The sequence below is a fragment of the Streptomyces argenteolus genome (genome assembly GCF_042902585.1).
Taxonomy (GTDB): Bacteria; Actinomycetota; Actinomycetes; order Streptomycetales; family Streptomycetaceae; genus Streptomyces; species Streptomyces argenteolus.
In genome coordinates this window covers 119,587-132,332 of record NZ_JBIBEG010000012.1, presented here as the reverse complement: position 1 = coordinate 132,332, position 12,746 = coordinate 119,587, and the positions used below count along the sequence as shown (strand labels likewise).

Below are 12,746 nucleotides of genomic sequence, written 5' to 3'. Positions count from 1 at the left end.
GGGGTCAGCGACCGTTCTGCCAGCCGTACCGGCCGTCGCCGTCCTGGTCCTCGCCGCGGCCGTACTGACCGGGCTGACCGGGCTGACCGGGCTGACCGGGCTGACCGGCGTCGTACCGGCCGTCGTGACCGGCGTCGTAGGGGGCCGCCTGGCCACTGCCGTACTGGCCGTCGGTCTGGCCGTCGCCGTACGGGCCTGCCTGGCCGTTGCCGTACTGACCGCCCTGGGCGGCGTACTGGCCGCCGCCGTACCGGCCGTCCTGAGCGCCGCCGTACTGGCCCGCCTGGGCGCCGTACTGGCCGTTGCCGTACTGACCGCCCTGGTCGGCGTACTGACCGCCCCCGTACTGACCCGGCTGCGCACCGCCGTACTGACCGCCCTGCGCACCGCCGTACTGACCGCCCTGCGCGCCGCCGTACTGACCACCCTGCGCTCCGTACTGCCCCCCGCCCTGGGCGCCGTACTGGCCCGCCTGGGCGCCGCCGTACTGACCACCCTGCGCTCCGTACTGCCCCCCGCCCTGGGCGCCGTACTGGCCCGCCTGGGCGCCGCCGTACTGACCGCCCTGCGCGGCGCCGTACTGGCCCGCCTGAGCGCCGTACTGGCCGTTGCCGTACTGACCGCCCTGGTCGGCGTACTGACCGCCCCCGTACTGACCCGGCTGCGCACCGCCGTACTGACCGCCCTGCGCACCGCCGTACTGACCGCCCTGCGCTCCGTACTGGCCGTTGCCGTACGGCTGGGCGCCGTACGAGGCTGCCGGGTCGTTGTCGTACGGGCCGGCCGCCGGGCCCTGGCCGTTTCCGGGGCCGGCCTGCGGGCCGCCGCCCGTGCCGGGGCCGCCGTCCGAGGCGCCGTTGCCGTCCTCGTCCTGCCGCGCCGCCGCTTCCTTCTTCGACGTGCTGCGGGCGCGCAGGAACTCGATCACGATCGGCACCACGGAGATCAGCACGATCAGGATGAGGATCATCTCGATGTTCTCGTGCACGAAGTCGATCTTGCCGAGGGCCGCCCCCAGCAGCGTCACACCGACGCCCCAGAGCACGCCGCCGATGATGTTGAAGGTGATGAAGGAGCGGTAGTTCATCCGGCTCACGCCGGCGATGATCGGCGTGAAGGTCCGCACGATGGGCACGAAGCGGGCCAGCACCAGCGACTTCGGGCCGTACTTCTCGAAGAAGTCGTGGGCCTTCTCGACGTTCTCCTGCTTGAAGAGACGGGAGTCCGGGCGCTTGAAGAGCGCGGGGCCCACCTTGCGGCCGAAGAGATAGCCCACCTGGTCACCGATGATCGCCGCCAGGGCGACCAGGAGGCAGACGAGCCACAGGGGGTACTTCAGGTCGCCCGTGGTCACCAGGAGACCCGTGGTGAACAGCAGGGAGTCACCCGGCAGGAAGAAGCCGATGAGCAGCCCGGACTCGGCGAAGACGATGAGCAGGAGGCCGGGCAGCCCGAAGGTGTTGAGCAGGTAATCCGGGTCCAGCCAGCTCGGGCCGAGCGCAAGCGTATTCAAGGGTCCGGGCTCCAGGGTCGGTCGATGTGCGGCGGCGGCGTGGCAGCCCCAAGCTATCAACGCCGGGGAGGACGCCTGGGTTCCACTGGCGTAAGCGGGGATGCGCGCGGAACGTACCGGGGCAAAGCTTTCCGCAGGAGGTGCCACATCATGGGCATTGAGGACTACGGCGGCGGACAGACACCCCGGGCGGACGTCCTGGTCGTCACCACGAACGACGTACCCGGCTATCAGGTGACGCAGGTCATCGGCGAGGTGTTCGGGCTCACGGTGCGCTCCCGCCACCTCGGCAGCCAGATCGGGGCCGGTCTGAAGTCGATGGTCGGCGGTGAGCTGAAGGGCCTGACCAAGACCCTCGTCGAGACCCGCAACCAGGCGATGGAGCGGCTCGTCGAGCAGGCCAGGGCCCGCGGCGCGAACGCGGTGCTGATGATGCGGTTCGACGTCAGCGAGGCGGCCGACGTGGGCACCGAGGTCTGCGCCTACGGCACGGCGGCCGTGATCAGCAACTCCTGAGCGGTTCGTTCGCCCTCCCTTCCGCCCCCATGACCGGCCTTGTGGCCGAAAGCTGAGAGGACCGTCCGCACATGCCACTCCACCAGGGTTCAGGCGGCGCGGACGCGTCGTCGGACGAACACCGCAGGCTCGCCCTCAATCCCTTCTTCGGAGAGGCCGACCCCACGGCCCCGATGATCGCCGCCCCTCCGACGCACCAGCTCCCGGACGGACCGCTGCCGCCGTCCACCGCCTACCGGCTCGTCCATGACGAGCTGATGCTGGACGGGAACTCCCGCCTCAACCTCGCGACCTTCGTCACGACCTGGATGGAGCCCCAGGCCGGCGTGCTGATGGCCGAGTGCCGCGACAAGAACATGATCGACAAGGACGAGTACCCGCGGACCGCCGAGCTGGAGCGGCGGTGCGTGTCGATGCTCGCCGACCTCTGGAACGCCCCTGACCCGTCGACCGCGGTGGGCTGCTCGACCACCGGGTCGAGCGAGGCCTGCATGCTGGCCGGGATGGCGCTCAAGCGGCGCTGGTCGGCCAGGAACGCCGACCGCTATCCGGGGAACGCGAAGCCCAACCTGGTGATGGGCGTCAACGTGCAGGTGTGCTGGGAGAAGTTCTGCACGTTCTGGGAGGTCGAGCCGCGCCAGGTGCCGATGGAGGGCGAGCGTTTCCATCTGGACCCCCAGGCGGCTGCCGAGCTGTGCGACGAGAACACCATCGGCGTCGTCGGCATCCTGGGTTCGACCTTCGACGGTTCCTACGAGCCGATCGCGGAGCTGTGCGCGGCCCTGGACGATCTCCAGGAGCGCACCGGGCTCGACATCCCCGTGCATGTGGACGGGGCGTCCGGGGCGATGATCGCCCCCTTCCTCGACACCGACCTGGTGTGGGACTTCCGGCTGCCCCGGGTGTCCTCGATCAACACCTCAGGACACAAGTTCGGCCTGGTCTACCCGGGTGTGGGCTGGGCGCTGTGGCGCACACCGGCGGAGCTGCCTGAGGAGCTGGTGTTCCGGGTCAACTACCTGGGCGGCGACATGCCGACCTTCGCGCTGAACTTCTCCCGGCCCGGCGCTCAGGTGGTGGCGCAGTACTACACGTTCCTGCGGCTGGGCCGGGAGGGGTACCGGGCCGTTCAGCAGGCGTCCCGGGACATCGCCCGGCATCTGGCCCAGGAGTTCGAGGCCCTGGACGACTTCCGGCTGCTGAGCCAGGGGGACGAACTTCCGGTGTTCGCCGTGACGACGAAGCCCGACGTCCGGGCGTACGACGTCTTCGACGTGTCGCGGCGGCTGCGTGAGCGGGGCTGGCTGGTGCCCGCGTACACCTTCCCCGCCAACCGGCAGGACCTGGCGGTGCTGCGTGTGGTCTGCCGCAACGGATTCTCCTCGGACCTGGCGGAGATGCTGCTGGACGACCTGCGGGGGCTCCTGCCGGAACTACGCGCCCAGGCCCACCCGCTGAACAGGGACAAGGCGGCCCAGACGGCGTTCCACCACTGAGGGAGCCGGGCGGCCGGCCCGGTGTCAGCGGGAGTCCCCGGGGTCGGGGACTCCCGTCGCGTAGGGATTCTCCCGGCCCGGGGGGAGCACCCCGACGAAGGGCTCGCCCTCACCCGCGAAGGTGTACGCCCCCGCCTCGATCCGTGCGATCAGGCCCCGGGTCCACTCGGCACCCGAGTCGGCCGAGTGCACCCACATGCTCATGATCTCGCCGATGTGCCCCAGCGCGGCAGGGCCTTCGGCCGGCGTGTAGTGCTCCGTGACCGAGGCCCGCCAGCCCTCGATCGCGGCGACGCGCTCACGCAGGAGCGCCACCGCCTCGGCCCGTTCGAGGTCGACGATGAAGCCGATACCGGCCGAGAGCACGTCCACGCTCTGGTCGTACGAGGTGAGCGAGGCGCGCAACAGGGCGAAGAACTCCTCGGTGCCCCGCTCGGTGATCTCGTACTCCGTACGGGGCGGGCCGCCGGCCGTGGACGGGGCCACCTCGTGGGCGAGGAGCAGTTCCTGCTTCGCCATCTGCTTGAGCGCGTGGTAGATCGACCCGGGCTTGGCGCTCGACCACTCGTGGGCGCCCCAGTACTCCAGGTCGTTGCGCACCTGATAGCCGTGCGCACGGCCGTGCTGACGCACGGCGCCCAGGACCAGGAGCCGGATCGCGGACATACCACCCACCCCTTGAGCTCAGCTTCGACCAGGGTAAGGGCTGTCCCGACAGCCCTTAGCCCACGTCCGCGGCGACGAGGTCGAGCGCCTTCCTGCCGTCCAGGGACTCGCGGAGGATGTCGGCGTGCCCCGCGTGCCTGGCCAGCTCCTCGACCAGATGGACCAACAGCCAGCGCATGGAACAGCGGCCGTCCTCGGGGAACCAGGGCGCCGGGGGCAGCGGGAAGGTGTCGTCCATGCTGTCGACCTCGTGGCGGATGAAGGTGTCGGTCTCGGCGGCGACCTCAGCCCAGAAGTCGAGAATCCGGGGCACGGTCTCGTCGCCGACGAGACGGAAGCTGTCGGCCCATGTCTCCTGGCTCCGCTGCTTCTCGTTCGGACGCTGCTGGGCCAGCCGCAGCCAGTTGAGCTCCATCTCGGCGACGTGCTTGACCAGCCCGGAGAGCGAGAGTTCGCTCGGAACGGGACGGCCGGCCGCCTGCTCCTCCGTGAGGCCGAGCACCGAGCGCCGGATCGCTCCGCGCTGCGCCTCGACGAATGCGAGGAGCGCGCCGCGCTCGTCTCCGGGAGCCTCTGCGGGAACGTGAGTGACCATGGTGTCCGCCTTCGTCCGTACGTGATGTGCAACGGATGCCACCGTACGAATCCATCAGGTCAGGACGTGACCTGTATCGCGCCCGGAGCCGCGCCGGAAGGGCGGATCAGAAGGGGAAGACCGTCCGCCCGTGCTGGACCGATATCCACTTCCATGTGGTGAACGCCTCCACGGCGGCCTCACCGTTCAGTCGTCCCATGCCTGACCGCTTCTCGCCGCCGAACGCCACCAGCGGGTCGTCCTGCACGGTCCCGCCGTTGACATGGAACATCCCGCCGGCGATGCGCCGCGCGAACCGCACCCCGCGCTCCGCGTCCGCCGTGTGCACGGCACCGCTCAGCCCGTAGGGGCTGTCGTTGACGATGCGTACGGCGTCGTCCTCACCGTCGAACGGCATCAGCAGTGCCACGGGCCCGAAGATCTCCTGCCGCAGCAGGGGCGAGTCCTCCGGCAGGCCGGTCAGCACGGTCGGCTCGACGAGATTGCCGCGCGTACGGCCCCGTACGAGCGCGGTGGCACCCGCCGCGACGGCCCCGTCGACGAGCGCCGTGAGCGCCTCCGCCTGGAATTCGCTGATGACCGGACCGATGCGGGTCTCCGGGTCACGCGGGTCGCCCGTCCTGAGAGCGGAGACCGCGGCCGTGAAGCGCTCGGTGAACTCCGCCTCCACGGACCGGTCCACCAGGATGCGGTTGGCGGCCATGCTGACCTGCCCCTGGAACAGGAACCGGCTGTGGACGGCAGCCCGCACCGCGTGGTCGAGATCCGCGTCCTCGAGCACCACCAGGGCGCTGTTGCCGCTGAGTTCGAGAATGGTGCGCTTGAACATCCCGGCGGCGATCGCGGCGACATGACGGCCGACCCGGTCCGAGCCGGTGAACGAGATCACCTTCGGCACCGGGTGCTCGATGAACGTGTCACCGATCTCGGCGCTGTCGGTGATCAGGACGTTGAGGAGCCCGGGGGGCAGACCGGCGTCCTCGAAGATCCGGGCGACCAGACCGCCGCCGGCTATCGGGGCGTTCTGATGGGGCTTCACCACGACCGCGTTGCCCAGCGCCAGGGCGGGAGCCACGGTCTTCATCGTGACCAGGAAGGGGAAGTTGAAGGCGCTGATGACCCCTACGACACCGACGGGCAGACGGTAGACCCGGTTCTCCTTGCCGTCCGCGAGCGAGGGCAGGAGCCGGCCCATGACGCCGAGCGCCTGACCGGCCGCCTCCCGCAGGAACTCCAGTGCGGCACGCACCTCGTACCCGGCGCGGAAGCGGGTGCCGCCGAGCTCGTCGATGATCAGCTCGACGATTTCGTCCGTGCGTTCCTCGACCAGTCGCGCGGCCTTCTCCAGAACGGCACGCCGCTCATAGGGACTGACCGTCTCCCATTCCCGCTGCGCGCGCTCGGCCGCACGGTAGGCGAGATCGGCTTCGGCGGCGGTGGCCACGGTGACGGAACAGAGTTTCTCGCCGTTGTAGGGATTGAAATCGATGATGTCCCACGAACCACTGCCGGTCAGCCACTCGCCGTCGATGTACTGGTGGGCCAGTTCACTGGGGAAGGACATTCAATCCCTTACTGCAGGCGCAGACTCCTGTGGACACTCATGTTACCGACGAATCAGGTCAGTTGCAGGAGTCCTCGGAGAAGATCCCGGCTCTCCTCGGGGCCCGGGCTGTCCGCGTGGAGCCGCACCATGGCCTTTTCGTACAGGGCGACTTCCTCGGCCTTGTCCAGATAGAGCGCACTTGTCAGCTGCTCCAGATAGACGATGTCCGACAGATCGGATTCCGGGAAACGCAGCATCGTGAATGCACCGCTCTCGCCGGCATGACCGCCGAAACTGAACGGCATCACCTGGAGGGTGATGTTCGGCTGCTCCGACATGTCGATCAGATGCCGCAGCTGGGCCCGCATCACCTCGCGCCCGCCGTAGGGGCGGCGCAGCGCGGCCTCGTCGAGCACGGCGTGGAAGCGGGGGGCCCGCTCGGAGACGAGAGCCTTCTGGCGGGCCAGGCGCAGCGCGACCCTGCGGTCGATCTCCGCCGCCGGGGCGCCGGGCATACCGCGCGCCACCACCGCGTGGGCGTACGCCTCCGTCTGCAACAGCCCGTGGACGAACTGCACTTCGTAGATCCGGATGAGCGAGGCCGCCCCCTCCAGACCGATGTATGTCTGGAACCAGCCGGGCAGCACGTCGCCGTAGCTGTGCCACCAACCCGCCACATTGGCCTCACGGGCCAGACCGAGGAGGGAGTCCCGCTCCGCCTCGTCCGTGACTCCGTACAGCGTGAGCAGGTCCTCGACGTCCCTGGCCTTGAAGCTCACCCGTCCCAACTCCATGCGGCTGATCTTCGATTCGGAGGCGCGGATGGAGTAGCCGGCCGCCTCACGGGTGATACCGCGCGATTCGCGCAGACGCCTGAGCTGTGAGCCCAGCAGGATGCGCCGCACCACAGAACCACTCGACTCGCCTGCCGACACTGGCTTCCGACCCTCCCCATCGCTTCCCGTACACCGGAGCTCCCCCGAACCCCGGAGCCGGATTCTGCCACCAAAACGCTTCAGCCCGTACTCATTCGATTACAGAAATGGCAAGACTTTCCGAAAGCTCCAAAACTATGAAGCGGAAGAAATGAGTCCGAACCGGCACGCTACCGGGCAGGTCCGGCGCGTGCACGTGCATCTGCCCTTGCATCTGCCGTGCGCATTCGGAACCATGGTCCTCGCGCACCTGCGTGCTCGTTCGTGTTGTGCCGCTGTACCCGCAATGCCCGCTTCAAGCAGTGCCGCTACAGCCGCGAATCCCGGGAGTGCCTCGTATGGGGACGAATGGATCGACGATGCTCGAGCCGTTACGGCAGGGGCTTCCCCCGATCGACCCCTCGGCGGTCGCGGGCTCGGCCTCCTGCACGCTGCCGGCCCGGTACGAAGCGGTGGGCGGAGCACGGAAGTTCACCCGTACGACACTCACCTCGTGGGACCTGGGCGACCGCTTCGACGATGTCGCCCTGGTCGTGTCCGAGCTGGTCACGAACGCGCTGCGGCACGCCCTCCCGGCCGATGCCCCGCGGGAACGGCACGACTGCGCCGTGCGGCTGCATCTGATGCGCTGGACCTCGCGGCTGGTGTGCGCGGTGCGCGACCCCAGCGAGGAGAGCCCGGTCGCGGGCGAGGCGCCGGACTCGGCCGAGTCCGGCCGGGGGCTGTTCCTGGTGGAGTCGTTCAGCGACGGGTGGGGCTGGTACCCCTCCCCCGTGCCCGCCGGCGACACCCCTCCCGAGGGAGGGCTCGGCAAGGTGGTCTGGGCGCTGTTCCGGCTGCCCGACCACACGGCGGCGGAGCGGCCCGTTCCGGCGGATGCGTACGCCGACCACGCGTAGGGCGCCCCACCCTGGTCCGCGGGCGTGCGCTCAGCCGCCCGCGACCAGATGGTCGAACTCCCCGTCCTTGACGCCCAGCAGGAGCGCCTCTATCTCGGCCGGCGTATAGACGAGCGCGGGCCCGTCCGGGTGGCGCGAGTTGCGCATCGCCACATTTCCGCCGGGCAGTTTCGCGAACTCCACGCAGGACCCCTGGGAGTTGCTGTGTCTGCTCTTCTGCCAGACGACTCCGCGAAGCTCTGTGGCCGCCATGCCGTTGTACACGTGGTGCACAGGACGCTCCCCGAGTTGCAAGGTGCAAGTGTCAACTAGCTCGGATCATAGCTGTGTTCATATGCCAATGCATGAGCAGATGCACGTGCACGCGGGGTGCGCGCGCGATTACAGTTTTTCCCCCGATGCGCTCAGCGTGTTCCCCGCTTCCACGCTTCCATGAGCAAGAGACGAACGGCACGCCAATTTGGCTCCCGCACAACGGAGTTGTTCTTGAAACCCCTGATAGCTTGGCGCCGTCCTCGGGCCGTGAATCAGTAAGGGGGAACTCCACATGGACAACATGGACCGGCTTCCGCGCACGGGTGCCCTGATCGCCGCGGCGCTCACCGTCGCGCTCTCCCTCACCGCCTGCGGCGGGGGCGGTGACGACGAGGCGACGGGCACGACCCCGTCCGCCCGCTCCGGTTCCCCGCGGAGCACGGCTCCCGCCGCCGACGACAGCGCGGAGACGGTGGAAGCGGCCAAGGCGCTGGAAGGCACCTGGACGGGCGGCTCGAAGAGCGACCCCGTCGCCCTGTCGGTCACGTCGGGCAAGGCGGCGCTCATCGCCGACCGGCACGTCTGTCAGGGCGAGGTGAAGCACACGGGCGAGGTGGTGCTCGCACTGAAGTGCCTCGACGGAAACACCGACCGCGCCCGGGGCACCGTCGAGTCGAACGACGGCGGGAAGCTCGTCCTCTCCTGGGAGGACGGGACCGAGGACACCCTGACCAGGACCCCCACCAGCACCGCCTCCCCAGCTCTCCCCACCCCCTGAGCGCCCCGGTCTACGTCGCCCGGCCGCTGCTGATCCGCAGCGACTGCGAGAAGTCCTCCAAGGCGTGCAGCAGCAGGGTGGCCCCGTTGCGCACGAAGGAGTCGGGAGGCGGATCCGTGACGGTGTCCCGGAGCGCGAGCACCTCCCGGACCGGCTCCCAGTCCGGGAGACGCCTCTCCCGTACCGCTTTCGCGCCCGCCTCCGTCACCTCCCGCAGCACGCGCGCCAGGTCGGCCGCCTCGGGCACGGGGTTGGCCGAAGCAGCGGGCAGATGCGCCTCCATGAGCATGGCCACCCTGCCGAACTGCGCGAGTGCGTCCTGCGCGTCCGCGGCGGCGGTCCGGGAGATGCCCCGGTGGCGCACCGGCTCGTGCCGGGCGTTCTCCAGCGCCTCCTGCCAGGCGACGCGGGCCTCCCTCGTGGTCAGCAGCGCGGTGCGTACGTCGTCGAGGCTCCTGGAGGCGGGATCGGCGTACCGGTCGAGGACCGTGGCCGCGTACCGCCCGTCCGTGATCAGCCAGTGGGCGAGCCGGTCGCGCAGCCTCGGGGTCTCCCAGGCCGGGTAGACGGCGTACGCGGTCATCGCCAGCAGCCCGCCGACGAGGGTCAGCACGACGCGCTCCGGCACGGTCTGCGACCAGTCGTCGCCCCCCATGCCGAGCAGGAAGACGACGTAGGCGGAGACGCAGACCTGGCCGACCGCGTATCCGGTGCGCATCAGCAGGTACATCAGCCCGGCGCTGATGACGGCGAGCAGGGCGGAGAGCCCGGCCGTCGGATGGAACGCCTGCACGATCCCGGTGGCGACGGCGACCCCGAGCACGGTGCCCAGGAAGCGGGCCACGGAACGGGAGTACGTCTGGACGAATTCCGGCCGCATCACCATCACCGCGGTCATCGGGGCCCAGTAGCCGTGGCCGAGAGGCAGGACCGCCCCCAGCAGGTAGCCCACCGCGGTCACCGCGGAGACGCGGATCGCGTGACGCAGGATCGTCGACCCCCTGCGCAGTTCGCGGCGCATGGAGCGGTACACGACGGGGATCAGCCGCAGCAGGGTCGGGCGGCGGCGGTGCGGGACGAGCGGCTCACCGGGGGTCCTGTCGTCCGTACCGGTGCCCTCGGCGATCTCGATGACGTCGGCGAGGAGGGAGGCCAGCCGGTCGGCGGCACGGCGGGGCGGGCCGGTGAGGATCACCTCGGTGTCGGGGGACTTGAGCACCGAGAGGGCCGTCTCGTCCAGCCGCACCGGATCACCCTGGCGCACCGCCCGCGCGGCCGAGTCCAGGAGGGAACCGGCGGCGCCGAGCAGTTCACGGGCCCAGTACCGCTCGGGGCCCTCGGCCGGGACTCCCAGGGCGGGGTCGGCCAGCGAGGCGAGGACCGGGCGCAGCCGCTCGGCGACACCGCGCGCCCCGTGCAGGTCCGCGGGTCGGCGCCGGGCCTGCCGGGGGGTGACGGCGGCGGCGTTGCGGGCGGTCATCAGGGGGACGGGGTCGAAGGGTGCGACCGGGTCGTGGCGCAGCCGGCGGGCGTAGTCGGCCTCGGCGGTCAGGGCGTCGGCGAGCGCGTCACGCTGGGCGCCCCATCTGCGGACGGGGAAGAGCACGATCAGCGCCGCCTGGACCAGCCCGCCGACGGCCATCATCCCGGCGTGCGCGGCGGCGTCGGCGACCGAGGTGGGCAGGGTGATGGTGACCAGCATGATCGCGACGTTGGAACCGGCGATGATGCCGCCCGTGGGGCCTGCCGCCCAGGTCATCCCGGCCGCGAACGTCCAGACGATCAGGAGAGCGAGGAAGAGCACGGTGTGGGACACGGTGACGTAGCCGACGAACGTCGACACGGCCAGACTGGCCCCCGAGACCAGGGCCAGGACGGGCCGGGGACGCCAGCTGCGCTGGAAGGTGGCGATGGCGGCCTGGAAGGCGCCGAAGGCGGAGCCGGCCGCGATCACCGGCCCGAAGAGCGCGAGACTCACGCCGACCACCAGGGCGAGCCCGGCGGCCCCGCGCACCGCGATGAGCGGTTCGAGCCGCCGCCGCTCGATCGTCAGCCCCGAGCGCGCGGTCTCCTTCAGCGCCCGGAGCCAGCTCATGAGCCGAGCCTAGCCGGATTCACCGACAAGTCCGACTTGTGCAGCACTGGACGACCATGGCCCTTTCGTCCGAGCACCGAGCAGCCTCCGACGGGTCCGGCCCGCGAGGACACGCTCGTACGGGCGACGGACCGGAACGTGCGGCTCGCGCCGCCGGCCGTGAGAGTGCCGGGTCGTACGGGGCGACGGGCCCGGCCGCGCGGGCACGGGTCGCACGGTGCGAGCGGCCCGCCCCGCACGGTTGTCGCGCCTCCGGCGATCCGGTGGCCCTATCGGCCGAGGCGCGGGGTCCCGCCGCCCATCCTGGCGCGGTCGGCCGCCTCGGTTCCGCGCGTCCATCCCTCGGCGTCCGTCGCCCCGCGCAGCCGGGTCGTGGTGGTGCGCGGGAACATCCGCTCGGCCGTGTCCGTCACCGCGACGTCCCGGGCGGCCAGGACCGGCAGCAGAGCTCCGGCGCCCCCGTCCGGCCCGCCGCCTCGGTTCTCCTCACCGGCCGCCGCGGTGACCCGGGCGGTGTCGGCCGCGAGGCGGCTGCCCAGACGCTGCGCGTACGCCATGAGGAAGGACTGCCGGAAGGTCTTGGTCCGCTTGCGCCCGCCGGCCCGCTGTCCGGCCTCCGCCTTGGTCATCGCGGCGGTGCCCTGCACCAGCAGGGAGGTGAAAAGCAGTTCCACCGCCTCCAGATCGGGCGCGAAACCCACGACCGTGGTGAAGCCGAGATCGCTGTTCCACACCGCGCGGCAGCGGTTCGCCGAGGCGACGGAGTCGAGCAGGACCGCCTTCGCGCTCTCGTACGGGGCGTCCACGCCGATCCGGACCGCGCCCGGCGTCCCCTCGCCGTGCGTACGGGCGGCGAGGAGAGCCTCGTCGATGCTGTGCCGCGCCATCAGCTCCTGGGCCTTGGTGGTCAGTGCCTCGGCCTCCTCCGGGAAGCCGGTGGCCTCCGCCTTGGCGAGCAGCGCCCGGATCCTGGTCAGCATGCGGGGTTCGCCGGGTGCCGGCGGCCGGTGCGGGGCGTCGGCGGCCTTACCTGGGGCCGGTCCCACGGGTTCGATGGCGGGGAGCCGCAACAGGAGCCGGTAGAGCTCCAGGAGCGCCGAGGCGTAGGTGAAGCGGTCGGGCCGGTTGCGAGGGGCGGGGGCGGGCAGCCCCGCGATCTGGTCGGCCCAGCGAGGGGGGAGGGTCGCGTACGCCCCGGTCTCGGCCGTGATCAGCGCCGAGACGAGGGCGGGCGCCGGCTCCTCAAGCTCGCGCCGGACGGCCCGTACGACGTCGGCGGGCTGCCAGCCGCGCGCCCAGGCGCGCCGCACGAACTCCTCGCCCCGGCGGTGCAGCTCCTCGTCCGAGGACGGATCCGCCGCGAGGAGGGAGGCACCGGTGTCCAGGCCCGCGTCGCCTTCCGAGTACAGGGCCGCGGCACACGCCCGGTCGATCACCGATTCCATCGGGCCA

At 70.8% G+C, this 12,746-nt stretch carries 12 protein-coding genes; 4 read left to right on the top strand and 8 right to left on the bottom strand.

The window, feature by feature from the left end; all coding sequences use genetic code 11:
- Positions 1-4: 4 nt before the first annotated feature.
- Positions 5-1,513 (bottom strand): DedA family protein, encoded by a 1,509-nt coding sequence (locus tag ACFY8O_RS31230; protein ID WP_387908373.1) that lies wholly within the window; start codon positions 1,511-1,513, stop codon positions 5-7.
- A 150-nt stretch (positions 1,514-1,663) separates the two neighbouring features.
- On the opposite strand from ACFY8O_RS31230, the gene ACFY8O_RS31225 reads away from it, so the two are divergent.
- Both ACFY8O_RS31225 and ACFY8O_RS31220 read left to right on the top strand, forming a co-directional pair.
- Positions 1,664-2,029: a YbjQ family protein gene (locus ACFY8O_RS31225; RefSeq protein WP_145809537.1), complete on the top strand. Its 366-nt coding sequence runs from the start codon at positions 1,664-1,666 to the stop codon at positions 2,027-2,029.
- Positions 2,030-2,100: 71 nt separating this feature from the next.
- Positions 2,101-3,525 (top strand): glutamate decarboxylase, encoded by a 1,425-nt coding sequence (locus tag ACFY8O_RS31220; RefSeq protein ID WP_387908370.1) that lies wholly within the window; start codon positions 2,101-2,103, stop codon positions 3,523-3,525.
- A gap of 24 nt (positions 3,526-3,549) precedes the next feature.
- Here the strand turns inward: ACFY8O_RS31220 and ACFY8O_RS31215 are convergent, their stop codons facing one another.
- The 4 genes from ACFY8O_RS31215 to ACFY8O_RS31200 all read right to left on the bottom strand — a co-directional run bounded on the left by ACFY8O_RS31215 (position 3,550) and on the right by ACFY8O_RS31200 (position 7,267).
- Complete coding sequence (locus ACFY8O_RS31215; protein WP_145809531.1) at positions 3,550-4,191, bottom strand: PadR family transcriptional regulator; 642 nt, start codon at positions 4,189-4,191, stop codon at positions 3,550-3,552.
- A gap of 55 nt (positions 4,192-4,246) precedes the next feature.
- Positions 4,247-4,786 carry a DinB family protein gene (locus ACFY8O_RS31210; RefSeq protein ID WP_387908367.1) on the bottom strand — a complete coding sequence of 180 codons (540 nt, stop codon included), beginning with the start codon at positions 4,784-4,786 and terminating at the stop codon, positions 4,247-4,249.
- Positions 4,787-4,892: 106 nt separating this feature from the next.
- Complete coding sequence (locus ACFY8O_RS31205) at positions 4,893-6,350, bottom strand: aldehyde dehydrogenase family protein (protein WP_387908365.1); 1,458 nt, start codon at positions 6,348-6,350, stop codon at positions 4,893-4,895.
- A gap of 53 nt (positions 6,351-6,403) precedes the next feature.
- Positions 6,404-7,267, bottom strand: coding sequence for a helix-turn-helix domain-containing protein (locus ACFY8O_RS31200; protein WP_145809527.1), 864 nt, complete (start codon positions 7,265-7,267; stop codon positions 6,404-6,406).
- 359 nt (positions 7,268-7,626) lie between these two features.
- On the opposite strand from ACFY8O_RS31200, the gene ACFY8O_RS31195 reads away from it, so the two are divergent.
- Positions 7,627-8,166 carry an ATP-binding protein gene (locus ACFY8O_RS31195; protein ID WP_387908362.1) on the top strand — a complete coding sequence of 180 codons (540 nt, stop codon included), beginning with the start codon at positions 7,627-7,629 and terminating at the stop codon, positions 8,164-8,166.
- Positions 8,167-8,196: 30 nt separating this feature from the next.
- Here ACFY8O_RS31195 and ACFY8O_RS31190 read toward each other — a convergent pair whose 3' ends face one another.
- Positions 8,197-8,439, bottom strand: a complete 243-nt coding sequence (locus tag ACFY8O_RS31190; protein ID WP_073750267.1) for a DUF397 domain-containing protein — start codon at positions 8,437-8,439, stop codon at positions 8,197-8,199.
- Between the two features lie 274 nt (positions 8,440-8,713).
- Here ACFY8O_RS31190 and ACFY8O_RS31185 point away from each other — a divergent pair, with 274 nt between their 5' ends.
- Positions 8,714-9,199 carry a hypothetical protein gene (locus tag ACFY8O_RS31185; RefSeq protein WP_387908359.1) on the top strand — a complete coding sequence of 162 codons (486 nt, stop codon included), beginning with the start codon at positions 8,714-8,716 and terminating at the stop codon, positions 9,197-9,199.
- 10 nt (positions 9,200-9,209) lie between these two features.
- On the opposite strand, the gene ACFY8O_RS31180 is transcribed toward ACFY8O_RS31185, so the two are convergent.
- Both ACFY8O_RS31180 and ACFY8O_RS31175 read right to left on the bottom strand, forming a co-directional pair.
- Positions 9,210-11,294 (bottom strand): FUSC family protein, encoded by a 2,085-nt coding sequence (locus ACFY8O_RS31180; RefSeq protein WP_387908356.1) that lies wholly within the window; start codon positions 11,292-11,294, stop codon positions 9,210-9,212.
- 269 nt (positions 11,295-11,563) lie between these two features.
- Complete coding sequence (locus tag ACFY8O_RS31175) at positions 11,564-12,739, bottom strand: DUF2786 domain-containing protein (protein WP_387908353.1); 1,176 nt, start codon at positions 12,737-12,739, stop codon at positions 11,564-11,566.
- Positions 12,740-12,746 lie beyond the last annotated feature (7 nt).

What these genes read in the sequence shown, in the direction of transcription:
- ACFY8O_RS31195 (WP_387908362.1), top strand. Translation starts at nt 7,627, where the DNA reads ATGCTCGAGCCGTTACGGCAGGGGCTTCCCCCGATCGACCCCTCGGCG.
- ACFY8O_RS31220 (WP_387908370.1), top strand. Translation starts at nt 2,101, where the DNA reads ATGCCACTCCACCAGGGTTCAGGCGGCGCGGACGCGTCGTCGGACGAA.
- ACFY8O_RS31175 (WP_387908353.1), bottom strand. Translation starts at nt 12,739, where the DNA reads ATGGAATCGGTGATCGACCGGGCGTGTGCCGCGGCCCTGTACTCGGAA.
- ACFY8O_RS31180 (WP_387908356.1), bottom strand. Translation starts at nt 11,294, where the DNA reads ATGAGCTGGCTCCGGGCGCTGAAGGAGACCGCGCGCTCGGGGCTGACG.
- ACFY8O_RS31210 (WP_387908367.1), bottom strand. Translation starts at nt 4,786, where the DNA reads ATGGTCACTCACGTTCCCGCAGAGGCTCCCGGAGACGAGCGCGGCGCG.
- ACFY8O_RS31215 (WP_145809531.1), bottom strand. Translation starts at nt 4,191, where the DNA reads ATGTCCGCGATCCGGCTCCTGGTCCTGGGCGCCGTGCGTCAGCACGGC.
- ACFY8O_RS31185 (WP_387908359.1), top strand. Translation starts at nt 8,714, where the DNA reads ATGGACAACATGGACCGGCTTCCGCGCACGGGTGCCCTGATCGCCGCG.
- ACFY8O_RS31225 (WP_145809537.1), top strand. Translation starts at nt 1,664, where the DNA reads ATGGGCATTGAGGACTACGGCGGCGGACAGACACCCCGGGCGGACGTC.
- ACFY8O_RS31205 (WP_387908365.1), bottom strand. Translation starts at nt 6,350, where the DNA reads ATGTCCTTCCCCAGTGAACTGGCCCACCAGTACATCGACGGCGAGTGG.